Genomic DNA, 26,784 nt, shown 5'->3' on the forward strand with positions numbered 1-26,784 from the left:
GACGCACCCGTAGTTGATGGCAATGTCGCTTACACTATGGATGAAGATGGTGTTATTACGGTCACGCAAGAGCAGTTACTGGCCAATGCCAGTGACATCGATGGTGATGAGTTAACTGCTAGTAATTTAGCTGTTAATGGTAATGGCAGTGTGGTTGATAACGGTAATGGCACATTCTCCATTACACCAGATCCAGATTACAACGGCGATTTAGGGCTGACATTTGATGTTTCAGATGGTGAAGCAACTGTTTCTGCCGCAATGGATTTAACAGTAAATCCAATTAATGATTTACCGACAGCACCTACTATCAATCTAGAGGGTACTGAAGACGTCAGCATAACCATTGACCCTAACTATATCCTTTCACAGGCAAGTGATATCGATGGTGATAATCTGACGTTAGATAATCTATCGGTTCGTCAACCTGCCAACTCATCACTAACACAGAATCAGGATGGTACTTATAACCTCATTACTCCTGAGCACTTCAATGGCTTAATAGAATTAAGTTATACCATTTCTGATGAAACTGGAGAGGAAGTTGAAGGTGAATTGGCAATGGATATCATCCCAGTGGATGATTCACCATTCCAAAATGGTAATGCGCATCTGACTATTCAAGAAGATGGCGACATAACCTTTAGCGAAGCTGATTTATTAGCCTTATTCGGTGATGTTGACAGCTCACTAACCATTTCGAAAGTGGTTACCGCAGATGGTGAGGAGGCTGACGGCAGTATTACTGACAATGGTGATGGAACCTGGACCTTTAGCCCGACAGGTGATTTTGCTGGTACCGCAGGTTTGCAGATCGTCGCAACAGATGGAAATAGTGAAGCAACGGTCGACTTACCTATTTATATTCGACCTGTAGCTGACGGTACTGTTATTACCACAGCTCATGAAGGGCCACTTGTTTTTGCTGAAGATAGCACGGGTCATTTCTCACTTAATGTTGAAATGCTTGATGCATCAGAAACAATGGAAAGTCTTGTGATGACAGGCTACCCAGTAGGCTTCGTAGTGAGTGATGGCACCAATACCATGACTATCACTGAAGAAGGGCAGGTTGTTGATATAACCCAATGGAATCTTGAAGACTTATCAATGACGCCACCAGAAGACTACAACGGTAATTTCTTTGTCACAGTATCTTCAGTTACTTTAGATGTTGGCGATGAAAGTTCAGTAGAGGATGACAGTCCATTATTGAACGATGTGCCACATGAAGAAGCATTTGCCATGAATGATGATGGTTACGTACTTTTAGAGGCCAGCGATTTATTGGAATCTCAAGGTTTAGATTCAGAGGCTGTCAATGTTGAAAGCGTGAGTTATTCAGGTGAAGAAGGAGTATTGATAGACAACGATAATGAGACATGGACATTCTGGTCAGATCCTGATTATCAAGGACCGGTCACTGTCGATTTTACCGTAGATGACGGCACATCTCATTCGGTTGATTTTGAAATATCGGCAATAAACACAGAGGCAGCAGTAGATAATATTGCCGAGGCAAGTATCGAAGCGCCAGCTGCAACAATCGTAACTGTTGATGAGTTACTTGAAAATGTAGAAGGTATAGAAGGTGATAATTTAACTGTTTCAAACGTGCAGGCAGAAAATGCAGTCGTTATCGATTTACTTGATGGTAGCTATAGTGTTGAGCAAGATACTGATTCACAAGGTTCTTTAGACTTAACTTACAGTGTCAGTAATGGCACAGATACAGTCGATAGCTCAATAACCCTTGGCTCTGCAGTAGGGAATGAATCTGAAGATTATGACTATACAGCAGCACCTGGTGGCAGTGTAAATGTATTCATACCAACAGATATCAGCTCAAACAGTGAAGTCGACCATGTGATTATTTCTGGTTTACCAGAAGGTGTTTCGCCTCAGTCAGGTATAGAGCAAGGAGACAGTGAATACTTAATTGCTGGGGACTTATGTCAACCAGTCAAGCTAGAAATACCAGAAAACTTTAGCGGTGATATTAATATGGACATGAGTGGTGTTAATAGCATGGATCAACCAATTGATGGAGCAGCAACGTCTATTACCATTGACGTTAATTCCTCTTATGAAATGGATGGCTCAAGTGCTGATACGCAACAATTAATCACAGGCTCTGATGATAGTAATGCAGGTGATTGGACTTCAGGTGATAACACCGATCTCGGTATTGACGTTATGGATGACAGCGCCAGCTTTGATGATAGCGCTCATACAACAACAGAGGATGACTCAACGACATTGGCTGATTCAATATAAACCACGATTAAATATTTACAGTGATAAGACGTTAAAGTGCAGGTATCTTTATAAAATATATGTTTTTTATAGAGATATCTGGATTTTAAACTAAAGTTATTATTAGGGATTATTAAATCGTAATTACACAGTACCTAAGTCGTCAATTTAGGTGGTGTTAACCAAGTCAAAATGAGTTTTAAATATGATAAATATAACAGCGTTAAGTGACATGTTTGATGGTGATACAGAGTGCGTAAAAGAGCTATTAGGTTTGTATTTAGAGTGCAATGCTGATGCCGCAACAACCATTGAGGCGCATTATAGTACTCAGGATACAGAGGCGCTTTTTCATGTTTTTCATACTTTATCAGGTTCTTTGTCTAACTTGTGCGAAGAAGATGCTGTTCCATTGATTAGGGAGGCCGAGGGGATAAGTAAAAAGGGCGAAATGCCAAGCAGGCAGCAAATAGATGTAATACAGCAACACCTATCAAAAATTGCTGAGCAGGTTAGCCTTTCCGTTTAAAAAAATTTATTTCATTGACATAACAAGGTAGTGATGGAGATAAATGAAAGGTAAAGATAATCTTGAGCAAAACTTTGAAGACATCATCGAGGAGTCTATTAACAGTGTTCATTCTGATAGCTCTAGCGTATTAATAGCTAAAAACAGCAGTAATAGTTCACAAAAAGTTTCCTCGGTTGCATTTGTCTTTTTCTTTATTTTATTGATATGGGGCTCACAAGCAGAGCTTGAAATTACTGTGGCCACAAGAGGGGAAATACTTCTAAACTCAGATATCGAAAAAGTGCAACACTTAGAAGGAGGGATACTTGAAAAACTCTATGTCGCCCCTGGCGATATTGTTTACAAAGGCCAAAAAATTGCACAATTAAGATCAAAAGATAAGCTTGGTGATCTTGCTGTTAATCTTTTTGAAATCAATCAGCTTAGGATAGAGCTAATAAAATACGAATCTTTAATATCCCAACAAGAACCCGACTTTTCAGCCTTTAAAGACTATCCACAAACGCTCAAAATACAGCAAGAGCAATGGCGAGAAGAGAATAGCAAAAATGTAACCAGTGATGATTTAATGGAGCATGATATTGCCCATAAAACGGTGATCATCGACTCTATGAAACAGCGAATACTTTCTTCTACAGCCCAGTTAAACATAATTAAAAAGCAACTCGCCATAAAAGAGCAATTGTATAAAGAAGAAATGGCGTCATATACCGACGTGCTTAATATGCAAGTGCAAGAAATGAATATGCTGCGTGAAATTGAAAATTTAGAGGAGTCAGTAGTTAATGAAGGTTTTTTATTAACTCGTCTCACCAAGCAACTGGAAAACACCAAGTTTATTAGGGATAGCGAATATCGAACCAAGGTTGTTGCGCTAGACAAAGAGCTTTCAATAAAGTCAAAAATGCTGCCATCGATTTCAGATAAAGTGGATCGCTTGTTTGTTTATTCACCGGTAGACGGTACAGTAGATAAGCTTAATTATAATTATATCTCTGCCATTATATCGCCAGGGGATAGCATTGCTGATATCACGCCGTTAAATAATGCTTTACGAGCTGAGATAAAAATAGCCCGCAAAGACATAGGTTTTATCGTTAAAGGCCAAAAAGTAAAACTAAAGCTTGATGCCTATAATTTTGCTAAATACGGTGTTATCGATGCGGTGATTTCATCTATCTCGAGAGGATCATACGAAGAAAAAGAAGAAGAATTTTTTCTAGCCGAACTCACAATCAATAAAAATTATCTAGAAAATAAAGGGGTTAAGTACCACTTAGCACCATATATGGAATTTACTGCAGATGTAAAAACAGGCAGTAGAAAAATTATTGATTATGCTCTTAAACCTATAATGGCTGCGTTAGAAGAGTCGTTTAATGAGCGTTAAACATGAATGTAAAATATAATAATAATGCGCTAAAAATTAAAATTGCTTTTGCTATTGTGCTGATATTAACTCTCGGCCAGGTGGTTTATTCACTAAAAAATACCGTTTCTGGTCAGAAGCCTGCCGTCACGGCTAATCAAGATGCACTCATTAACACCTCAAACAATATCGTCGATCAACTTGAAATATTAAATGCCACCCTCTCCTTATGCGAAGTAGGGCGCTCACCATGTAATAAGGCTCAAATTTCTGTTTTGACGCAGCAAATTGCTAAAGACGTACAGTCTTTCATTTCTATCGCATCTACTGAAAAAAAACTTATATCCCTTGCTGGTCTGTTAAAGTTTGACTACGTTAACTTATATGTAAAAAAGTATAATGATCATAAAGATATCAATACATTAAAACTTGATATCGAAGGAAGTTTAGCAGAAGTTAGTGATATTTCAGCTAACCTAAATCAAAAATTAGCAGCTGATATAAAGCAAAATTCACAATCCCAAATGGCGATATTTTTTGCCATCAATACCGCCATATTTGGTTTTTTTGTGTTTGGCTGGTACCTGATAAGGAAGCAAATTCGATACACAGTAAAAGAAAAGAGCAGATTATCGAAGTCGTTTCATCATATTTTAGGTGACGTTAAAACCCTCAATCATAGTTCTCTAAAGCATCGCTTATCAGATATTGACTCAAGCTCAGATGAAAAAAAAATCTACTCCATGCTGCTGTTTAGTTTTGAAAAGTTAGAGCAGCAAATGAGTAAAACTGACTTATACCAAAGGCTGTATAACTTATTAGGTTATGAAATTAGAGGCATAACTAACACCATACACGGGGGCATTGATCTACTGGTCAATAAAGAGAATGTTCAAGAGGTTTTACAGGCCAAAGAGATCACCACTGCGACCAGAACATTAGAAAACCTTGCTGAAAATTTTAATTTACTTTCAACAGTAGAGTCATCTTCTAGCACAAAGTTGGTCGATTTTTACAATTTAATTAGTGAATTAGTAGTACTACTATCAACAAAATCAAAGCAACAAAATAAACTTATAGAATGTTACGTCGCAAATACTATACCCTTATCCTTTTATGGTCATCATACTGGTTTATTTTGGCTTTTGCTGATGCAAATTTCCGAAACAATCTCCAGTTCCAACTGTCGTAACGTACTGTTTTCTTTAAGTTGCAGCTCGGCAACAAGGGTTGAGAAGTTACAGATTAATATTGATCTATACCTCTATGATCAAGATATACCCTCCATGGAGCATATCGAAAATTTAGCTTGGGGTGTCGTACCTAAAAAAGACATAACCAACAAGGCATTGGTTAAAACATTACTCAATCAAATAAAAAAATATCATGTCATTCAAAAAAATATTGATGACATATCAAGAGTGCGGATCTCTTTTGATGTCACCCCTGTTGATTATCAGACTGAAAATAACCAGCTCTACGGCAGAACGCTGCTAATTTGTGGTGCATCTTATATGCAAGTTGATGTGATTGAACAAATGCTAACAGATCAAGGGGCTAAAGTGATTATTGCCCGCACCGGCAATGAATTATTTCAATCTATAAAGGAGCTTTCCCCCCAAGATGGCATCATCTTAACCAATACTATTCAGGGGGTAAATTTACAGTCATTTTGTAAAATATTAAAGGCGAGGCTGAATAAGAAAGTGATCAAAATATTCTTGTCGTTATCATCCTCAAATATCGATGAGAAGCTCTACGAACATGTTGATCATGTCTTTTATCACCCTTGTCCACCCAGTGATTTTATCGCCCATATTGTTGAGCATATAAATAAAGACGAAGACGCAGCGGTAGATGAAAAATCAGAAAAAATATTAATCGTTGAAGATGATAGGTTGCAGCAATTTATCTTGAAGAAAATACTCACTGATTTAGGTTTTGATTGTGATACGGCTAATGATGGTAAAGAAGCCATTGAGTCAGTCAAAGTGGGCGATTATAAAACGGTGTTTATGGATTGTATTATGCCTAATCTTGATGGTTTAGAGGCGACATCAAGGATCAGACAGAGTGACAATGAAAATAATCTGCCTGACAGGGTCATCATCGGTGCGACCGCTTTAACCAGTAACGATGAACATCAAAAATGTATCAGTGCGGGCATGGATTATGTCATCCATAAGCCCTATAAAAAAGATGAGATTTTTAATGTATTAAGAAAGTATCTAGCAATTAATAAGGCGAATAAATGAAGATTATTAAATTCGCTTTAATACTGTTGTGTGTTGTTAATGCTGCTTCTACAAGGGCATCAGAGCTATCTTTGTTAATTGATCAGGCATTGAGGAATAATTATCAGATTATCAGTTCTGAGTTTGAATTAGTGTCTTCAGAATATGATCTACAAAAAGGGACTTCGCCTTTCTTACCAACCGTGAATATTCAGGCAAATTCCACTTGGAATGAATCTAAAACCACCTATCCAAACCCTGATGACGGTAGTCGTACCGATAATGACTATAACAGTAATGGTTACAGTTTATCCTTGTCACAGGTATTACTGGATTACTCTATCGTATATGACTACGACTTGAGCAAGTTAGAGTTACAAATAAATGAAATAAAACATAATAAAATTCTCAATGATATTATCATCAAGGTGGTTGAAAATTATTTCTCTTATTTAAAATTCAAAGCGCAGCATAAAGCCACCAAAGCGGAGCTAAAGTCATCTCAAGCACGCCTAGAGCAAATTAGTAGAAACAATGAGCTGGGTAATGTGGCCAAAACAGATGTTTATGAGGCCTATGCTAAGAAGGAGCAAAATGCAAAAAGCTTGGCAAGCATTGAAAAAGACATCAGGATTTCTCTAATCAAGCTCAATTCTACAACCCAAACAAAGCTCGAACCTAAGTTTGATATCCAATTAAATCAGCACTATCAACAGATCCCATCAAGAAGCAAAAGTAAGCTTAAAAAAAACTTAGCCCATAAAAACTACGACATTATTATTTCACAATACAATATCAAAAAATCAGAAACCACATTGGATAAAACCAAATCAGGCTTTTACCCCACCATTTCAGCGTCGGCAAATTATAGTGTCAATGATAGCAATAATAATGTTGAAACCTATAACGATGATATCAGCTACTCTTTAAATATAAATGTTCCCATAATGAGTGGTGGCTCCACTTATTATGAATATCAAAAAAATAAGAATAAAATATTCCAGAGTATCGCTAACCATAGGCAATCAATTGATGACGCAGGAGTTGAATTTGATGAGTTGATTTATCAAATTAATGACAATGTCACATCAATTAATTTGTTGCGGAAAATTATTATATCGAACTACTCAGTTTATAAAGGAACGCAAAAAGCTTATAAAATCGGAACTAAAACATTAACGGATTTACTTTCTTCAGAGTCAAATTTATACAACAGTATTCGTGATTTTTATTCTAATCAATATGATTACATCATCAATATGACTAAGTTTGACGCCTTACTCGGCCCAGTTGACCTTAATATTCTTAGTGCATTATCAAATAGTATGGTGCCGATACAGAATAATTTTGATTTGGAAGTGCTTGAAAAGTTGAAAAAGGAAGCTGATGAATAAATTATCCTATATTCCTAAACTGTCGATAATCGACTTAGTTTTTCTATTCACTTCAAGTATTCTGACGACCTTACTTGGGTTGGTGCTACCATTTGCAATTTTGATTATCTTTGACCGGGTACTGCCAAATCAAGCAACTTCCACTTTGTATTTTATCTATTCAATTATTTTAATAGCGATAATTTTAGATTACAAAGTGAAAGCATTAGAAGAAACCCTTATTGCTGATATTGGTAATAAGTTTGAAAGAAAAATCACCAATCAACTGTTTCAGGCGGTATGTCATGCCAATATCACCCGTTTTAAAAAGCTTGAAGTCGGTGAATACTTAGAACGACTCAATACGATCCCCAGCTTAAAATCCTATTTTAGTGGCGACTTAGTGTCATCTTTTATCAATATATTTACTTGTATTGTGACCATAGTCGTACTGGCGGTCATTAATCTGAATACCGGTATTATCATCAGTGTAGCGTCATTATTTCTATTTATTATTGCCTATTTTTCAACAAGTAAAAAAGTGCAGCTATTAGAAACCAAGTCGACTATTGAGGGGATTACAAACTCTAAAATAATCGAGATTGTGTCATATCCACTGGATATTAAAAGTCGCACCATGGAATACCGAGTTGAAAACTTGATGAATAACATGATCGAACAACGAGAGCATTTCAGTACTAAATTTGAAAGACAGGAATCAAATTTTGCCTTAATTCTTTCTTTGGTGCAGCAGCTTTCAGTGGCGGTAGTGGTAATTAATGGTGCCCTTAGCGTGATCGCAACAGAAATGAGCCAAGGGGTGATGGCGGCTATTATTTTATTAACTAACCGCTATTTTGGCCCGTATCAGCAAGCGATGAGAACTATGGGACAATGGAAAATCAATAAAATTTATATTGATCGCTTGAATGAAATGTTGCTGATGGAAAATACCAATAAAGCGGCTTGCACCTCGCCTGAGTCTGCTGCCGGGCAAGAGCCTAACACTAGCTCTGGTTCAAGTGTGTTGGCCAGTGATAAAGCTAACGAAGCGTTATTAGCCTACAACAGTAGGATCCCCAAGATAATTTTTAATAATCGAGAAATCTCTTTTACTAAGGGAAAAATAACCCTACTAAAAGGCAAGTCGGGTAGTGGTAAAACCCGGTTAATTGAGCGCATTGTACAAAAATCTCAAGAAGAGAATATCGATGCTAACCTTGTTGTAACTATAGATAAAAACAGCAGTTTTATTGAAGGGACTATCATAGATAATATCACTTGTTTTAGGCCGCAATTACATAAGGCGGCATATTCTCTTTGTGAAGCTTTATCAATAAAAGAAGATATCGACCAACTCAAACTCGGTTTTTTTACTGAGCTCAGTAGCGGTAATAGTAAAGTATTTTCTCGTCAGGTTTCTTTTTTATTACTTATTGTAAGAGCACTATTAAATAACAAGTTGGTTATTATTATTGATGATTTTGATCTTGTTTACGATAAAGAAGTGGCCATTAATTTGCTCTCTTGTTTGAGGCCCCGCACCGGAAAATACTCCTTTGTCATAGTGAGTAATAAAATCACCAATACTGACACCCTGGTTGAAACGATTACATTGGGTTAAAAAATGGATACTTTAATAGCATTTGATGAGCTTAACGAAAGACTAGAGCACTTTAAGCATGGTGAGTATCAGCAGCGCTTTGAACAAACGCCATTATTAAATGGCATAGCCTATGCGTTGATTGCATTAGAGTGGGAAGGGACCCCCAGTATTTTATCCGATGTCTTTATTCATCATGACAACCACCTTAGCGCATTTAAAGCCACATTAACCAGAGTTGGCTATGAGTGTCTAAGCATTGATATAAAAACAAAAGATCAATTACACGAGGTCACATGTCCGGCCTTTATTTCGCTAAAACATCAAAATTATATTTTACTCAGTTATAACGATAAAACCTGCTTCTTATATGATTATGAAAATGACAATATTTTCGAATATGTGTTTGATCCCAGCGGCGAGTTTGTCGCATCGATTTGTTACATATCAAGTTACTCTCGGTTATTTCGAGAGCCGCCGCCAGAGTCTCAAGATAAAAAGAATTGGATTAAATATTCGTTTTATCGATATAACGCAGAATTTAAAGATCTCATTAAACTGAGTTTAGGGATCAACTTGTTGGGCGCCCTGCAGCCTTTTTTTATTATGAGTGTATATAATTTTGCCTTAAGTGCAGGCTCGATTTCTACCTTATTGTGGCTTTCAGCAGGGGCTGTGATGGTCGCTTGTTTCGAATATATTTTGAAAAAGCAGCGTATGGAAATTCTAGCAACCTCAGGCAAAGAGCTCTCTTGTTATATTTCTTACAGTGTTTTGTCTAAACTGCTGTGGCTGCCCTATGCGATGACATCAAGTGCTGGTACATCTTCACAGTTAGCCAGACTCAAAGATATTGACCAATTTAGGCAGTTAGTGACAGCTGAATCAAGCTTAAGCTACTTTGATTTACCTTTTATCTTTATTTTTATCATTGCCATAGTCATCATGTCTGGCACCGCGGCGATAACCGTAATATCTGGTATTTTAGTCATGGTGGGCTTTTGTGTGTATGGCCGCTACATCTATTCAAAATCGGCTTCTCAAAGTTCTAGAGCCAATGCGATGGTTTCTTATCAGTGGAATGAAATATTATCCAATACCTCCTCAATTCAAGGGTTACCATTAATTTCGGTATTAAAATCACGTTTTAATTCAGCGTTAATACAAAGATTAAGCGATTCACACCAAGTTAGTACCACTAACAGCAAAGTGCAGAGTATGGGTGGTAGTTTGATTCAAATTATCGGCATCACCAGTATTGTCACCGCGGTGTCAGGCGTGATGGAAGGCACGACAGATGCAGGTGCTATGTTGGCGATTATCATTTTAGTGTGGAAGGCACTAACGCCAATTATGGGGATTTATAATTCCTTAGCCAAAATAGATACTATTAAAGCTTCAACGGGGCAAATTAATGCGCTAATGTCACTAGATGATGACCGCAATAAAATGGAGAAAAGCTCGCCATTAAATCAATTTCAGGGACAGTTAGAAGTCACCGGGCTAACCCATCGTTATACGGGGCTTTCAAAAGGGTTAACTAACTTATCTTTTCGTGTTGGCAAAGGCCAGAAAGTGTCAGTTTGTGCGCCTTCTGGGGTAGGTAAAACCACGTTAATGAACCTTTTAGGGGGGATTGAAACCCGTTTTCAAGGTCAAATCACGCTAGATAATTATAATATTACCCAGTTTAATAGCTTCAAATATAGAAATAGCATCTGCTATATCCCCTTTGACTTTCATTTATACCAAGGGTCAATTCTGGCTAATTATCGGCTTTATAATGGCTATGTTGATGAAGACCATATCGATAAAATGATCAGCTTTTTTCATTTAGAAAAATACTTGCCAGAAGGTAAGTCAACACTGATCACCAGCGGATTAATCAAAAGCTTACCAGATGGTATTTTAAGAAAAATAAAGCTGATGATTGGTATTGGTAGTTGTCAGCAAAAATTTCTTATTATTGATGAGCCATTTGTCGGCTCAGAAAAAGAAAATAGCCATTATTTAACTTCGCTTTTTTCTAGCTATTTAAAGAAATGCACAGTGATCTATACCAGCAATGAGAAGGCCATGGTGGCAACATCAGATCTGTGTTTACTGCTGGATGAAGAGGGGGCGCAGAAGTTTTTTGGTACGCCTGATAAGGTCTTATCAGCGGCGTCTAAAATATTGTATTAAAGGCCGTAGCCTTTGCAGATGGTATTCGCTTCAACAGGGTCTAAGGAGGCTACTTTTAATCCCCCTTTTTCATCAGTCAAATTTGGTAGTGTATTCTTGTAGTGGGCTTTTAATTGAGCTTAGCTGTGAATTGAGTTTCGCTATAAATAAAGCACAGATAAAAGACATCAAATAAATTTAGTGAGCTTTTCTACCAGAATTTCGCGTCTAAAGGGTTTAGGTAAATAATCGTTCATGCCCACATCGTAACACTTTTGAATATCATCATCTAAAATTGAAGCGGTTAAGGCTATGATAACCACAGGCTCTGAGACTTCTACCTTTTCAAAAGCGCGTATGGCCTCAGTGGCTTCAAAGCCTGTCATAACTGGCATCATACAATCCATCAGTATCAATTCGATGTTTTTATGGTGACGTTTATATATTTCTAGCGCTTCGCCACCATGGTTGGCAATTTTGTAATTTATTCCTAATTTTTTTAAGTTAATTTCAACCACTTTCTGATTAATTTTATTATCTTCCACCAGCAAAATAAGTTTGTCACTCTTCATCGTCGCTTGAGTGCTTTCAATGTCAGCAGTAACTGATCTTGTGACGGTTTTCAGTAAGGTATCTAATCTAAGCCCTAACAATGGGATTGTGACGTAGCCAGAAATGGATTCGCCAAAGTCATCCTTGCTATCATTGTTATGACGAGATAGCACCACAGGCAAGTTTGGGTAAGCTTTAGTTATGTTAATGATGTCAGAGGCTTTAGTCGTGGGAGTTTGCTTGAGCAGTAATACTGCACTGTCTGATATTGATTCAGGCAGCTCATCAAAGGCCTTAAGTAAGATGACAGGGTAGTTAAATTCATCCAAATTTTGCAGTAATAGGGTTTCATGCTCATTAGCACAGTAATAAATGGTTTGAGCTGGCTTAGCAGGGGCTGTATGGGCCTGCTTGTCTAAAATCAAATTGAAATAAAACTCTGAGCCGACTCCTTTGGTTGAGTTGATTTCAATTTTACTGCCCATCATTTGAACCATTTTTGCTGAAATAGCCAGCCCTAAACCTGTGCCACCAAATTCAGTAGAGGTGCTATTGCTTTCTTGTTTAAATTCTTCAAATACCTGACTTTGTTTGTCCTCATCTATTCCAATACCAGTATCTCTTACTGAGAAATATAAATTAACCTTATGGTCTTGGGCGCTTTTTAATGGCTGTTGTCGCAAGGTAAATTGCACTGAACCTGAGCTAGTAAACTTAATCGCATTTGATGCCAGATTCATCAAAATTTGTCTTAGCTTTTGCTCATCGGCACGGATTAACGTCGGTATTTGTGCATCCATATCGATACGCAATTCGATATCTTTTTGCTGTGCCTTGGGGGCGATAAGGGCTGCTGTATCGTAGATAACTTCTTTTATGGCGCAAGTGTGAACATTAATATCAAACTTGCCCGATTCAATTTTGGAGAGGTCTAAAATATCATTGATAAGCATTAATAGTGTTTGAGAGGATGCATTTATCGTCGCTAAATAGTCTTTTTGCATGGCGTTTAAATTAGAGTCTGTGAGGATCTCGGTCATGCCAATAATGCCATTTAACGGAGTACGTATTTCGTGGGACATATTCGCGAGAAACGAGCTTTTAGCCCGATTGGCCTTTATTTCATCTTGCTTAGCGTCAATCAGTTCTGCTTCAAGTTGATGGCTGGCAATGTTGACCGTATATAAGGTTATAAAGATAAGTAAGCATAATACTAAGGCAAGCAGATAGTCATACAATAAGTAATTTTTAATTTTCTCATCTATCATGCTTGGAAGTTGATTAAATAACCCATCAAGCTCCTCTTCAACCTGTTGAATCGAGGCGCGAAGCTCACCTTGTAGCCCTGATTTATAGTCGTAGCCAAGCTTTTGATGTGCAGTTTGTAGCGTGAAAAATGCGTTTTTATAGGCTTCTAAATGGCGAGTAATGGATTTATCGATATTATTTCGGCCCAGAAGTGAGCCAAGCGTGTCAAATTGCAGCGTAATTTGTTCAAGCTGCTTTGGGTCAAAGCTGGAGAAAAACTCGAAAGTCTGCTGCTGAATATCAAGCAGTACCAGGTTTAATTCAGCATCATGACGCTGCAAAGCATCTTGCTCAAATGCCAGCTCCGCAAGCTTAAATCTGCTTTGATAACCAGGTTCAAGGTCATCTCCGTCAATCAAAAAGGTTTGCTTGCTAAGTTTGTTAAAGGTGTTGGTATAGCGGGCGACACTCTTGATACTGTCAAGGCCGTTAAAGTCTATTTGTAAGTCATGGGATATCAATATGCTATTGATATCCAGCAGTTGTTGCTCTAATAATCTTTCGCTGTAATTAAGCTGGGTGATGTATTGCTCTTCACGTCTTAGGATAAAATCCTTTTCCAATCGGCGAAGTTGTAAAAGGGTATTGGAGGCAAGCGATATCTTATTTTGAAACACTCCGAGCTCGTGTCGCTGTTGAATAGTTTTTTGATTGGCGATTAAAAAAAGTATCAAAATAATAAATATTGAAACCGCACCAACAGCCATTAACTGCTTAAGATTAAGTCGTGCAAAAGTTTTCATATCCATAAACCTTTAGTAATCCATTATCATTGCCAATCCTATCTAATAACTATAGTTGTAAATCATATTAATATAAGAAAACAAACAGAAAAAGATTGATAAAACACTGATAAAATCAAGCCATAGGTTAAGTTTATCAGTCACAGTACAAACAAAATGCAGCAGGTTTAGCTTACTCATACCTGCATTGTTTCAGGCTGACATGGGTAAGGCTTGAATATAATGAAAAACCTTGCCGTTTTTGGGGAAGCACATAGCGTGATACAGATTGCTAATCATCCAAAGCTTCAAGATACAAGTGGTCAACTAATATTAATTACAGTTAAACCGCGGACTTTTTGGGTTTCTCTGGTATTTTAGTCACAATTTTTTGGCCAGTATTCTGGCTTTAGTTGTTTTGGGAATATGTAGGCATGAATAGCATCGATCTATTTGTAAAAAACTGGGGCAGTAAAAATGCCATGGTGCCAATAAAGAGTCAGTTTATCGCTGAACTTGAAGCAAAACTGACGGCAGTGCTGCCAGACTCATATAAGTATTTAATCTCAACCTATGGCTTGGTGCACACCCCTAATGTATTGACAAAAATTTGCGATTTAGGTGTCGATATTTCTGAAGTGCAGGACTTTTTAAGCCTTGAAGATGTGGCGTTACTGTCCAACTTATATGAGATGAGCGGCATGCCAAAAGGGCATATTTTGTTTGCCTCTGATTGTAAGGGCAACATGTTTTGCTTTAAGCAAACCGAGTGTCAAACTCAGCAGCAAGATGTGGCTGTGTGGTTTTATAATCAAGGTTGGGGGACGGTTGAAAAGGTGTCTAATTCGTTCAGTGAATGGCTACAGCAGTTCAATGATCTTTAAAGCGGATTTATCACTAGCTAAGTTACTTATTGTATAGCTTCCAGTAGGTTAACTGTCTAAGTATATTGATTTTAAGTGTAAGTTTCTGTTAGTGAAAAAACCGGCTTAAGTAATTAAGCCGGTTTTTTATGGATTATTTTTGTTTGCGTAACCAGTTCATTTGGTAAATAACAAAACTGATAAATACCATAAAAATGATTAAGAATGTTTTTTGCAATAAAGGGTCTTCTAATGATGTCACTATGGGGTCATCCATAGGGAAACGGGTCATAATCTCGGTGGCAGTAGGGATCAAATGAAATAGTATGGTTGCCGAAAAACAGAGGTTAACTAGATATTTATTCCACGATTCAAACAGCACTGTTTTATCAAGTACGATGCCAATAACAGCCGCTAATATGGTTAATGTAAGGCTCGAAGTATAAGACTCGAAGTTTAATTTGGGGGCATTTTTTGGCCACTGTGTTAATTCAGGCTAATTCATCCAAGGACTCGATATCGAGTCCTTTTTTGTTGGTTTTTAGTCAGGATATTACTTTACATAAGCGGTATCGCAAAGCTATGTTTAAGCTATTGTTTGCTTGAAATTTAAACTGCACAGGCCTTGAGTTTAATTCAGATGACGCGATGCAAGGAGTGGTTGTGGACATAAAATTGAATATCAAATTATCTACATTCTGTATTACTCAGTTCTCAATAGTCACCCTGTTGGTTCTTGCTGGGCTCGCTGCCTATATTTATGCTCATATCACTGGACATGAATATGTATTGGGTTTCTTGCCGTTATTTGACGTAGGTAATGAGCAAAGCTTTCCGACTTATTTCTCGGTATTAAATTTACTATTAGCGTCAATATTATTTTTTGTTTTATATCTATTTGAAAAAGCCAATCATCATAAAGGCTTTAATTATTGGTTATATTTAGCAGTGCTATTTTTATTATTATCCTGTGATGAGAGCGTAGGGGTACACGAAAATTTTTCAAATATTCATGATTACCTTGCTGCGAAAGACATCATACCGGCCTTAATTAGCTCACACACATGGTTACCTTTTGGGGTGTTGTTTGTGTTTGTTGTAGGCGTCTCGCTAGTGCCATTTTTAAGATCATTATCAAAACAAAGCGCTTTTTATTTTGTACTTTCAGGGGGGATTTTTCTTACCGGGGCTATTGGTTTTGAATATCTAGGCGCAGTGATGTTGGATAACGGATTAGTCGATTCCAAGGCTGACTTATTGTACAAACTGCGCCGAGTATTTGAAGAGGCGTTTGAAATGTATGGCATCGCAATATTAAACTGTGCGTTATATCGAGAGATGCTTAATAGAAAGCTTTGTTTGGCTATTTATCGCTCAGAATCATAAGCTATGATCTTCGCCGTAGAGTTGCACAGACTTTACCGGATTATAGTAAGAAAACTGTGAAAGCAGATTGATCGCTATAGGGTTTTTCCATTCATTCAAGTCACAAGAACACACAGCTAAAACCCCAAGCGCTAAAGTTTACTATCACCCAAGTTACGACTATAACTTAAATAGTCGACTCTAATGGGTGAGCCTGCCAAAACGTTTAGGAAAAGTTTAAACATGAACATGCAGATAGTTTCTCAGGCTAAAAATCTCACCGGTTTCTTCTTTCTTCTCTATTTTTTACCCCTTGCCTTATTGCTATTTGTTATCCTCGCCAGTACCACAATGGATTTACCTTTTGGCATTTTTACCCGTGATCTCGCTGCGACGGCAGAAGTGAATCCTTTAACTGGGGTGACATCAAATGTTGGCGCTTTATTGTGGGCAGCTGCTGCGACCATATGCTTTTTAACTTGGGAGGTTTTTCGTCATCAGCCTAAAGAAAAGTGGTTCGCTGTATTTATGTTGTGTTCAGGCCTATTAACCACGCTGCTATTATGTGACGACTTTTTTATGCTGCACGATTATATTTTTCCGCGTTATTTAGCTATCAAAGAGAAGTTTTTTCTATTGGCTTACTTCAGTTTAATGTTTTGCTGGATGGTGGTTTTCAGAAAGTGCATCCTAAAAACGCAGTATCTAATTCTGCTGCTCGCCTTTGTTTTTTTTGCTTTGTCAGTGTTGGTTGATCAGTTTCAAACTCCAATCGAGGCCTTTATTGGTGACTCACGTATTTTGTTTGAGGATGGCTTTAAGCTGATTGGTATTGTTAGTTGGCTTGGCTATTTTTTTAAATGCTGTTTATTGAAAATAAACGAAAATATACTCGAGTAAGGGGGTTAATTAATTTCTTTGGCAGATTGGATTGATCTCTTAAGGTATTATGCAAGATGCAATTTTTATCAGCAGCTAACGTTGGCGCTTTAGGCTAAAACTAGCACCAAAACCTAGGCTGAAAACTAGCACTAAATCTTAGTGCTAAATCTTAGTGCTAAATCTTAGTGTTAATATAAAGTCTCAACGCGCTCTCTCAAAGCTCACCTAAAAGCTAGAAGTAAACCTAATTGAGTTTTGCCAACCTATAACCTTGCTCAATCAATAGTCCTATTTATTGAGTCGCAGCCCTCTCATTTCGCCATTTTAGCCTACAATTTATCAGTGCCCTTTAGGGCGAGTGGCGTGATATTTCTTCGTAATAAACTCGCTGTTAAATATTAAACGCCAATGTGATTCACCTGAATCAAAGCAAGGATATAGTTTATGAGTAATTCACTGTATGAACGACTTGGCGGCAGTGCTGGCATTGAGAGTATTGCAAATGACTTGGTCGATTTGCATATGGCCAACCCGACAATCTCCCCAAGATTTGCCAAATCAGATCCCGTAGCGCTAAAAAATGCCGCGGCGACATTTTTCATTGCAGGAACTGGCGGCCCAAGTGTGTATAAAGGCCAAGATATGCTCTCGGTACATAAAGGCATGAACATATCGGCGGCTGAATTTATGGCGGTACTGGATGATGCATTGCAGGCATTTGAAATGAATAATATTAGCCAGCGGGATCAAGAACAAGCGCTGTATATTTTGTACAGCATGCGATCTGATATCGTGTTGGTTTAGCTTGTTACTGCCCTAAAAGGCTCACTTAACCCCGAGAGTAGGCTAAGTTAACCAGTTATTCAGGATCGACTTAGTCTCTTATCACTAGTCTCTTATCACTAATCTGTTAACGCAGACTTCAAACCAGCTCTATAGCTTGTGTCATCAATAGCTCGGCTGCAAAGGATAACCTTATGGGCACATTTCGCACAGAAACGGATTCATTTGGGCCATTAAAGGTGCCTGCGGATAAATACTATGGCGCTCAGTCGGCGCGCAGCTTAATCAATTTCGCTATTGGGGTCGAGACCATGCCCAAGCCATTAATTCATGCTTTGGGAATGGTGAAGCAATGTGCGGCCAAGGTGAATATGGAGTTTGGCATTCTCGATACTGATATTGGTCAAGCGATTGAACAGGCCGCTGGCGAGGTGATGCAAGGCAAACTGGATGAACACTTTCCGTTGTCGGTATGGCAAACTGGCTCGGGCACTCACACCAATATGAATATCAATGAGGTGATTGCTAATCGCGCCATTGAATTGCTTGGCGGCGTGCTTGGCAGTAAAACCCCCGTGCACCCAAATGATCATTGTAATTTAGGCCAGTCATCAAACGACTGCTTTCCCACTGCAATGCACATCGCAGCAGTACTGGAGTTACACCAGCAATTGTTGCCCGCATTAAGGCATTTACAGCAGCAGCTAGCGATAAAATCGGTAGCATTTAATCATATTATAAAAATCGGTCGAACCCATATTCAAGATGCCACTCCGCTGACCTTAGGTCAGGAGTTTTCAGGTTATAGTGCCCAAATGAGTCATGGCATTGCTCGAGTTGAAGCGGTAATGCCTGCGTTATTACAGTTGGCTCAGGGCGGCACAGCTGTGGGGACCGGCATGAACTCAATCAAAGGCTTTGATATAAGCTTTGCTCAGCAAGTTGCCAAGCTGACTAAATTGCCCTTTATTACTGCGACCAATAAATTTGAGGCCATAGCGAGCCATGATGCCATTGTTGAAGCCAGTGGCGCATTAAATACCGTGGCCGTCAGTGTGATGAAAATTGCAAACGATATCCGCTTTTTGGCCTCTGGGCCGCGCTGTGGATTAGGGGAAATTAATCTGCCTGCAAATGAGCCCGGCTCATCGATAATGCCCGCTAAAGTGAACCCGAGCCAATGTGAAGCGTTAACTATGATAGCGGCGCAGGTTATGGGAAATCATACAACCATTTCAGTGGCAGGCAGCAATGGCCATTTTGAGCTCAATGCCTTTAAGCCAGTGATGATTTATAACCTACTGCAATCAATTGCTTTACTGGCAGATAGTTGTAGCAGTTTTACTGATAAATGTATTTGCGGTATTAGTGCCAATGAAGCACAACTTGCTAAGTTTTGTGATGAGTCATTAATGCTGGTAACCGCGCTTAATGACTACCTTGGTTATGATAATGCCGCCAGCATCGCCAAAAAAGCTCATCAAGATGGCTCGACACTACTAGCGGCAGCCCTTGCCCTTGGATTACTCACCGAAGCGCAGTTTAATCAGTGGGTCGTGGTAGAGAAGATGCTAGCGCCCCATGATTTACCTAAAGGCAAACCTTAAATAAACGATCGAATGATCTCGCTTAAAACACCGTCTAAGTAAAGAGTTGCTTATGAAACTTAATTTTAATATGGAAGATGCCAGCCAAATATTTGTCGGCGCTTTTGCTTTAGCTGTACCGATTTCTTTTTCTGAAGAAGCGTGGAAACTGGGTGAGACTTTACCCTTAATCAACGTCATGATGCTGTTTGTGTTGTCGGTGGTGTTTTTGGGGTTATTTACCTATCACAGCGTGTTTCAACATGATGTTAAATCACGGGTTATTGTGTTTATATTTCGGATCGTTATCGCTTATTTGATGGCGGCCTTGGTAGTGAGCTTGGTGTTATTATGCCTTAATAAATTACCCTTATTAGACGATCCCATAACCTCATTACGGCGGATTATTATCATTACTATGCCAGCCTCTATGGGCGCCATAGTGGTGGATAGCTTTGATAAAGAGTAAGCCTTAAAAGAGTAACCTGTAAAATAACCTTGCCTCTTTAGCTATAAGTATTCAGCTATGACCGTTCAATTTGGCCGCTAATAACTATCCGATTAAATCGACTAAAAGTAGCGTTTTATTACAATATTTATTCGATTAGTTGCTTGTTAAGCTAAGGCTATTAATCACTCATAGAGTAGAACATCATGAAAGTATTAGGCCGTTTTAGCGCTCGACCAGCAATGGATGGTGACGGGGTTAACATTAAGCGGGTTGCGGATTTTATCAATACCCGCTTTGATCCTTATTTAATGATTGATGAGATCAAATCAGATGATCAGCAAGATTTCATTGGTGGTTTTCCACCGCATCCTCATCGCGGTATTGAAACCTTTACCTATATTCGTAAGGGTGGCTTTGAACACCGCGATCAATTAGGTAATGTTAAAGCCATACGCGCTGGCGATGTGCAGTGGATGAGTACTGGCAGTGGGGTGATTCATTCTGAAATGCCATTAGCCGATGCTGAAGATGGCCTACATGGCTTTCAAATTTGGCTCAATATGCCCGCTAAAGACAAAATGCGTCCGGCGATCTATCAAGATACCTCAGAAAAGGCTAATCCAACGGGTACTAACCAAGACGGTGCGCAGTTAAAGGCGCTTGCTGGCCATTGGCAATTTGCTGGCAATGATAGGGACAATGACGCTGAGGAATTAGTCTCGAGTATTCAAGGCTTGGCGGGCAATGGTGCCATTGCGGATTTAACGCTCGCAGCTAATGGCCACGCCAGTATTGATTTATCCAGCCATGAGGTGGTTCATGCCTATATCTATCAAGGTGAGCTTGAATATATCGCCGCCAATGGAGACTTGATGACGGCCAGCGCCGGACAGTTATTGTTATTGTCAGCTGAGCTAAGTCATTTTAACAATGCTATCTCTGCCGAGACAGGGTTATTGTTACTGGCAGGTTCGCCCATTAATGAAAAAATAGTCCATATGGGCCCCTTTGTGATGAATAGCCAAGCTGAAATAGATCAAGCAGTAGATGATTACCAACAAGGGCGCTTTGGTAAGATCATTTAGCAAAGATATATCTGCCATGTGCGGATAAAATTGCTACAATATGCAATTAGGCCAAGGTATAAATATCTTGGCTGTTTTGTTTGTACTCGTTTTGTTTCAGTACCCGTTTTATATCAGAGGATATTCGCCTTGAGTCAGTCTACTCAACAAGCCGCTAATACGGCTTTCGCATCACTAAATCTTAAACCTGATTTGCTTGAAAATCTCAAAACCATGGGATTCGAGTCAATGACTCAAATTCAAGCTGAGAGCTTACCAGCAATCCTTGCAGGTGATGATGTGATTGGCCAAGGAAAAACCGGCTCAGGTAAAACTGCAGCATTTGGTTTGGGCTTACTAAACAAGTTAGATGTGAAACGTTTTCGCATCCAAACCATGGTGTTGTGCCCAACACGTGAACTCGCCGACCAAGTGGCAAAAGAGATCCGTACTCTAGCTCGCGGCATTCATAACGTGAAAGTACTAACATTGTGTGGCGGCGTACCAATGGGACCACAAATTGGTTCATTGGAACATGGCGCGCACATTATTGTTGGCACCCCAGGACGTATTGTTGATCATCTTGATCGCAATCGCTTAGATTTAAGCAACGTTAACATGCTGATTTTAGATGAAGCCGATCGCATGTTAGAAATGGGCTTTCAGCAGCAATTAGACCAAATTATTGAAGACACGCCGCGTGAGCGTCAAACCTTGCTATTTAGCGCGACCTTCCCTGAGCAAATTAAGCAGGTTGCTGATCAAATCATGTATAAGCCATTAATGGTTAAGGTTGAAGCGACGCACGACAACCTCACTATCGATCAGCATTTTTATCTAACCGAAGACAATCATGCACGTATGGAGGCTTTACAGTTATTGTTACTGGATAAGCAGCCTGAAAGTGCGGTGGTGTTTTGTAACACCCGCCGTGAAACTCAAAAAGTGGCGGATACGTTAGCTGAACAAGGTTTTAGCGTACTAGCCTTACATGGCGACTTAGAGCAGCGCGAGCGCGATCAAATGTTACTGCGTTTTGCCAACAAAAGTGCCCGCGTATTAGTGGCAACCGATGTGGCGTCTCGTGGTTTAGATATCGAAGACTTAGACGCGGTATTTAACTATCACATTGCCTACGATACCGAAGTACACATTCACCGTATTGGGCGTACCGGTCGTGCGGGCAGTACTGGCGCAGCTTACACTTTCTATAGTCATGAAGATGGTCATCGTATGGTTGAAATCGGTGAGCTAATTGGCCGCGAAATCGACGGTGAAGCATTACCAGCCATGAGTGCGTTAACGAAAATGCCACTTGAAGCTGAGATGGTTACCATTCAAATCGATGCAGGTAAGAAGCATAAGGTTCGCCCTGGCGATATCGTTGGTGGTTTAACTGGCGAAAATGGCATTGATGGCGCAGACATTGGCAAAATTAAAGTGACCGATATCCGTTCATTTGTGGCAGTGAAACGCACCGCGTCTAAAAAGGCACTTAACAAGATCACTAAAGGCCGTTTAAAAGGTAAAACCTACCGCGCTTGGTTCTTGTAGATATTATTTTGAGTCGGTAGCGCTAGCGTTACTCACTGAATTGAAAGCGAGTTTAGTTAATACTAAACTCGCTTTTTTATATCTATTTATGGCTCAGTGCTGTTGATGTAAAGCTCAGTACTGTTGATTCTATGTAGCTGTCGCTTGACCGTTATCGACTCCGGATAGCATATTAATCAGTGTCGCTCTTCCCCTAGTATCGTAGTGCTCAACAAAAAATCCCAAAAAAAAGGTATAAAAACTATTGTCTTCATACCTTTTTTATTGAGCTAATTCATCGAGAACTCGCTTTAGCGATTAGCACTAGTCACGGGACTTAGGTCTTGCATTAGCGTAAGGATTCACACTGCCAGAAGCTGCGCTATTGGCGCTATTGTTACCTTGGCGGCGACGTTGTGGCTTTTTAGCCGCTGTTGAATTTGCCGAGGCATCAGCGCGCGAATTCTGGCGCGAGCTATGTCTAGATTCTGGTTTACCTGATCTATCACTGCTGTTTTGGCTCGCATGCTTACGGCGATTTGGGTTCGGCTTTTTATGGTTGCTGTTGTGGCCACCAGCGCGATTCAAATTCGGCTCAGGCAAAGTATGACATGCTTCATAACCGGCAATCTGTTTACGTTCAATTACGCGCTTAATAAGACGCTCAATATCATGCAGTAATTTGACTTCTTCATCACTCACTAATGATACCGCTTGACCAGATGCACCCGCACGGCCAGTACGGCCAATACGATGCACATAATCTTCAGGCACATTCGGTAAGTCAAAGTTAACCACAAATGGCAGTTGGTCAATATCGATACCACGGGCAGCGATATCGGTGGCCACCATCACTTGTGCAGTGCCCGCTTTAAAGTCAGCTAAAGCTTTAGTACGAGCGCTTTGACTCTTGTTACCATGAATAGCAACCGCTTTAATGCCATCAGCTTCTAGGTTTTTTGCTAAGCGGTTGGCGCCATGTTTGGTGCGTGAAAAAACTAACACTTGATGCCAATCATTTTCTTTAATTAGCTTGGTTAGAATTTTAGCTTTACGGCTTTTATCAATGGCGTATACCGCTTGATCAACCGTGTTCGCTGTTGCGTTACGTGGCGTTACTGAAATTTCAACTGGGTTATTCACTAAGCCTTTAGCCAGCTCGCGAATTTCATCTGAGAAGGTGGCTGAGAACATTAAGTTCTGACGTTGCTTTGGCAACATGGCTAAGATTTTCTTAATGTCACGAATAAAGCCCATATCCAGCATTCTGTCGGCTTCATCCAAAATAAGCACTTCAAGCTGACTAAAGCTCAATACTTTTTGTTGGCATAAATCTAATAATCGACCCGGTGTCGCCACCAAAACATCAACGCCATTTCTTAGTGCTGCAATTTGCGGGTTAATAGATACGCCCCCAAATACCACTGCAGATTTTAGCGGTAAGTTTGCGCCATACGTTGACACGCTTTCAGCAACTTGAGCGGCTAATTCACGTGTTGGAGTTAATACCAAGGCTCTAACTTGTCCGCGCTGTGCACGTTGACCTTTTGAAAGTAATTCTAGTAGTGGCAGGGTAAAACCTGCTGTCTTGCCGGTGCCGGTTTGTGCTGCAGCCATAACATCTTTGCCTTCAAGTACAGCAGGGATCGCTTGTGCTTGAATAGCGGAAGGCGTGTCATAGCCTTGTTTTTCAACAGCTTTTAAAATTGCTGCACTTAAGCCAAGGGAGGCAAAACTCATAGAATGATCTCTTTGGTCAACGCTAACGTTGTTTACAATAAATGGGAGCCAGAATGTGGCGGGCGTGAAGCTTACCTGAATAGGTGCATAAGTGCTAATAAATCGCCAATTTAACCCTTGGCCTTAGGGCATGGCATCCACAGCTAACGCTGGTGTTAGCGGTACTTTCACTCAGCACAATGGCCGAAATCGATGAATAAGGATTAATCTTTGATGGCAAAGTCGGCTATTTAACATACAATGAAATACAATCACTTACCGAATGGAGTCGCGATAAATGAAACCGCAGTTTGCCGCGCAAGTTCATATTGAAAAAACGCTGGCTTGCCTTCGTGAACAAGCCTGTTCGGTGATTAAAAATATTTTGCTGATGTCTAATATTTCCAGCCAAGATGTGCAGCAGGGAATGAAAAAGTTACATGCCCACGGCCAAGTGGCACTGCATTTTCATCCCGATCGCATTGATAGTCGCGGGCTCAGTGTGGCTGCTGGGCTATTAAAAGATGGCTATTATAAAACCCAGTTTGAGACTCATATCTCCAATGGCCAGTTATCACCTGAATTAGGTGGCCCTCGAGATCATTGGGAGAACCAACTGTTTGGTCAATGCTACTCTGGGGTAAAACATCGGCCTAAATATGGCGCTTTAGATTTAGGTTTTTGCCCACTAGGCCCAGCACCCCGTTTTGGTAGTTGTTACTTCATTACAAAGCCCCAAGTGTTATCTCGCTGCAGTTTTAGTTATATGGATTCATATCGCTTGCCAAAAGAAAAGGGCACGCTGCAGTGTTTTGAAGTGATTTTAGCGGCGTTACTTAGTGAAAGTTTTGAGCGCCATTATGCGCTGGGGCTGGCTAATATCAAACCAGCGCAGATTATTACGCATTTACAGCAGCTGCCTATGGAAGTTAATGTACGCTTTGCTCGCCAGCCCTTAGGTAATCTTGATCATTATATCGAAGCGCAGATCCACGGTGATGTATCACTGGATGATGATATTGCTTATCTGGTGGCAGACCCAAGTTTTAAACTCACTGAAGTGGGGGATTGCATGCAAGCCCTGTGTGAGGAATATGACATCAGATTGCTGTGGCATCAGGGTTATCAATTAACAGTTGATAGCGTGCCAAAAGATTTTCGTGGCCCTGATATGCCAGTACTTGCTCAAGCAATTGCGAAAGACGGCTTAATCACCGCACAATTAATTGGCAAAGCGGCAATGGATCTCACCTTAAAGCCAATGTTATGGAGTGAGCGCGGTAAGCAAGCACAGCAGTTACAGCAGTTGAAGTTAATCTGGCATGTGTTAGTGAAATTTGGTGCGATTGCGCCAACTGAGCCAACATCTTAAGCGACTTGCTAAAGCCTGTTGCTAAAGCCAGTAGCTAAATCAGCAGCCTGATAAGGCTAGCTAAAACGATAGGTTGCTCCGCCTTGGCGCTTGGATTTGTACATGGCAAAGTCAGCTGATTTAATCAAACTATCAAAGCATTCACCCGAATCAGGGTAAGTGGCGATACCAATACTGCAATTAACGTTTACCGATTGTTCGCCCAATTGAAAGGGCTTATATAAACATGCAATTAAGGTATCTGCCACTGCGGCAATGTCGTTGTTGTCGTGAATGCCTTCAATCATTAAGACAAACTCATCACCACCCATTCTAGCAATGGTGTCAGCATCTCTGACTTGGGCATTTAACCTGCGGCCCACTTCTATTAGCACTTGATCACCTTCGTTATGACCAAGGCTGTCATTGACCTTTTTAAAGTCGTCTAAATCAATATAAAACAGACAAAAACGACTGTTATTGCGTTTGGCTCTTTCGATATATTGTCCGACTCTGTCAGTGAGTAAGTGACGATTGGGCATTTGGGTGAGTTGATCGTAATAGGCAAGGTTTAATAACCGCTGGGCATCTTCAATGCGTTTGGTGATATCGCGGTTGATGCCGAGTGCGCCGAGAAACTGCTGTTGCTCATCAAACAGCGGGATACACATGGACTCAATCCAGCCTATGGTGCCATCTTGATGTTTAAAGCGAATTTCACCGCTCCACTTGCCATGCTTGGCCACTGCAGACATCACTTGTTCGGTGATAGATTCAGTATCCTCCGGCGAATGCAAAATACTGACGTGTTGACCCAGTATCTCGGCTTTACTATAGCCATATAAAGATTGAGAACCTGCGTTCCAATCGATCACAACACCTTCAGTGTCGGTGACCACCACAGCATCAAATAAATAATCAAATGCTTGGGCCCGCAGCGCAGGAAGATCAAATTGCATTTAATTGCATCTCCACAGTGAATTTTTAGTCATTAAAAAGGACTAACTAAATGTGGGTAGAATTAGGGTATTTGTCAATGGTTAATATTTGAACGTAGCAATGTTTATGGTTTTAG

Annotated in this window: 20 protein-coding genes; 16 read left to right on the forward strand and 4 right to left on the reverse strand. The window is 39.8% G+C overall.

Going from position 1 to position 26,784, the window contains the following annotated elements; translation table 11 throughout:
- From BCU94_RS15435 to BCU94_RS15465, 7 genes are all read left to right on the forward strand, one after another.
- Positions 1 to 2,277: cadherin-like domain-containing protein (locus tag BCU94_RS15435; protein WP_133149795.1), on the forward strand; the 2,277-nt coding region annotated here is incomplete at its 5' end.
- A gap of 184 nt (positions 2,278 to 2,461) precedes the next feature.
- Entirely contained in the window at positions 2,462 to 2,785 is a 324-nt protein-coding gene (locus tag BCU94_RS15440; protein WP_102438343.1) for an Hpt domain-containing protein, read from the forward strand.
- 43 nt (positions 2,786 to 2,828) lie between these two features.
- On the forward strand, positions 2,829 to 4,178 hold the full coding sequence (locus BCU94_RS15445; protein ID WP_102438345.1) for an HlyD family type I secretion periplasmic adaptor subunit: 1,350 nt from the start codon (positions 2,829 to 2,831) through the stop codon (positions 4,176 to 4,178).
- Positions 4,179 to 4,180: 2 nt separating this feature from the next.
- A complete protein-coding gene (locus BCU94_RS15450; protein ID WP_102476885.1) occupies positions 4,181 to 6,412 on the forward strand; it encodes a response regulator in 2,232 nt (743 codons plus the stop codon).
- Positions 6,409 to 7,785, forward strand: a complete 1,377-nt coding sequence (locus BCU94_RS15455; protein ID WP_102438349.1) for a TolC family protein — start codon at positions 6,409 to 6,411, stop codon at positions 7,783 to 7,785. The genes BCU94_RS15450 and BCU94_RS15455 overlap by 4 nt, the downstream gene beginning before the upstream one ends.
- A complete protein-coding gene (locus tag BCU94_RS15460) occupies positions 7,778 to 9,388 on the forward strand; it encodes an ABC transporter transmembrane domain-containing protein (RefSeq protein ID WP_198589346.1) in 1,611 nt (536 codons plus the stop codon). The genes BCU94_RS15455 and BCU94_RS15460 overlap by 8 nt, the downstream gene beginning before the upstream one ends.
- Positions 9,389 to 9,391: 3 nt before the next feature.
- Positions 9,392 to 11,551: an ATP-binding cassette domain-containing protein gene (locus BCU94_RS15465; protein WP_102438353.1), complete on the forward strand. Its 2,160-nt coding sequence runs from the start codon at positions 9,392 to 9,394 to the stop codon at positions 11,549 to 11,551.
- A 167-nt stretch (positions 11,552 to 11,718) separates the two neighbouring features.
- On the opposite strand, the gene BCU94_RS15470 is transcribed toward BCU94_RS15465, so the two are convergent.
- A complete protein-coding gene (locus BCU94_RS15470) occupies positions 11,719 to 14,133 on the reverse strand; it encodes an ATP-binding protein (RefSeq protein ID WP_198590897.1) in 2,415 nt (804 codons plus the stop codon).
- Between the two features lie 413 nt (positions 14,134 to 14,546).
- On the opposite strand from BCU94_RS15470, the gene BCU94_RS15475 reads away from it, so the two are divergent.
- The gene (locus tag BCU94_RS15475; RefSeq protein ID WP_102476887.1) at positions 14,547 to 14,996 is read left to right on the forward strand and encodes an SMI1/KNR4 family protein; all 450 of its coding nucleotides are present in this window, start codon (positions 14,547 to 14,549) and stop codon (positions 14,994 to 14,996) included.
- A gap of 133 nt (positions 14,997 to 15,129) precedes the next feature.
- On the opposite strand, the gene BCU94_RS19545 is transcribed toward BCU94_RS15475, so the two are convergent.
- Positions 15,130 to 15,357: a hypothetical protein gene (locus BCU94_RS19545; RefSeq protein WP_133126443.1), complete on the reverse strand. Its 228-nt coding sequence runs from the start codon at positions 15,355 to 15,357 to the stop codon at positions 15,130 to 15,132.
- 281 nt (positions 15,358 to 15,638) lie between these two features.
- Here BCU94_RS19545 and BCU94_RS15480 point away from each other — a divergent pair, with 281 nt between their 5' ends.
- The 7 genes from BCU94_RS15480 (at position 15,639) to dbpA (ending at position 22,660) form a co-directional block, all read left to right on the forward strand.
- The gene (locus BCU94_RS15480; RefSeq protein ID WP_102476888.1) at positions 15,639 to 16,361 is read left to right on the forward strand and encodes a hypothetical protein; all 723 of its coding nucleotides are present in this window, start codon (positions 15,639 to 15,641) and stop codon (positions 16,359 to 16,361) included.
- Positions 16,362 to 16,583: 222 nt separating this feature from the next.
- Positions 16,584 to 17,240, forward strand: a complete 657-nt coding sequence (locus tag BCU94_RS15485; RefSeq protein ID WP_102438362.1) for a hypothetical protein — start codon at positions 16,584 to 16,586, stop codon at positions 17,238 to 17,240.
- 426 nt (positions 17,241 to 17,666) lie between these two features.
- Complete coding sequence (locus BCU94_RS15490) at positions 17,667 to 18,026, forward strand: group 1 truncated hemoglobin (RefSeq protein WP_102438364.1); 360 nt, start codon at positions 17,667 to 17,669, stop codon at positions 18,024 to 18,026.
- 173 nt (positions 18,027 to 18,199) lie between these two features.
- Positions 18,200 to 19,612 (forward strand): class II fumarate hydratase, encoded by a 1,413-nt coding sequence (gene fumC / locus BCU94_RS15495; protein ID WP_102476889.1) that lies wholly within the window; start codon positions 18,200 to 18,202, stop codon positions 19,610 to 19,612.
- 52 nt (positions 19,613 to 19,664) lie between these two features.
- Positions 19,665 to 20,060 carry a DUF2391 family protein gene (locus tag BCU94_RS15500; protein ID WP_102438368.1) on the forward strand — a complete coding sequence of 132 codons (396 nt, stop codon included), beginning with the start codon at positions 19,665 to 19,667 and terminating at the stop codon, positions 20,058 to 20,060.
- Positions 20,061 to 20,245: 185 nt separating this feature from the next.
- Positions 20,246 to 21,127, forward strand: a complete 882-nt coding sequence (locus BCU94_RS15505; protein ID WP_102476890.1) for a pirin family protein — start codon at positions 20,246 to 20,248, stop codon at positions 21,125 to 21,127.
- A gap of 129 nt (positions 21,128 to 21,256) precedes the next feature.
- A complete protein-coding gene (gene dbpA, locus BCU94_RS15510) occupies positions 21,257 to 22,660 on the forward strand; it encodes an ATP-dependent RNA helicase DbpA (protein WP_102438372.1) in 1,404 nt (467 codons plus the stop codon).
- A 303-nt stretch (positions 22,661 to 22,963) separates the two neighbouring features.
- On the opposite strand, the gene BCU94_RS15515 is transcribed toward dbpA, so the two are convergent.
- The gene (locus BCU94_RS15515; protein WP_102438374.1) at positions 22,964 to 24,379 is read right to left on the reverse strand and encodes a DEAD/DEAH box helicase; all 1,416 of its coding nucleotides are present in this window, start codon (positions 24,377 to 24,379) and stop codon (positions 22,964 to 22,966) included.
- Between the two features lie 277 nt (positions 24,380 to 24,656).
- Between BCU94_RS15515 and BCU94_RS15520 the strand changes: the two genes are divergently transcribed.
- Positions 24,657 to 25,730, forward strand: a complete 1,074-nt coding sequence (locus BCU94_RS15520; protein ID WP_102476891.1) for a DUF3626 domain-containing protein — start codon at positions 24,657 to 24,659, stop codon at positions 25,728 to 25,730.
- A gap of 56 nt (positions 25,731 to 25,786) precedes the next feature.
- On the opposite strand, the gene BCU94_RS15525 is transcribed toward BCU94_RS15520, so the two are convergent.
- Positions 25,787 to 26,668 (reverse strand): sensor domain-containing diguanylate cyclase, encoded by an 882-nt coding sequence (locus tag BCU94_RS15525; protein WP_102476892.1) that lies wholly within the window; start codon positions 26,666 to 26,668, stop codon positions 25,787 to 25,789.
- Between the last annotated feature and the right edge of the window lie 116 nt (positions 26,669 to 26,784).

Source organism: Shewanella sp. 10N.286.52.C2, from assembly GCF_002874545.1.
Lineage (GTDB): Bacteria > Pseudomonadota > Gammaproteobacteria > Enterobacterales > Shewanellaceae > Shewanella.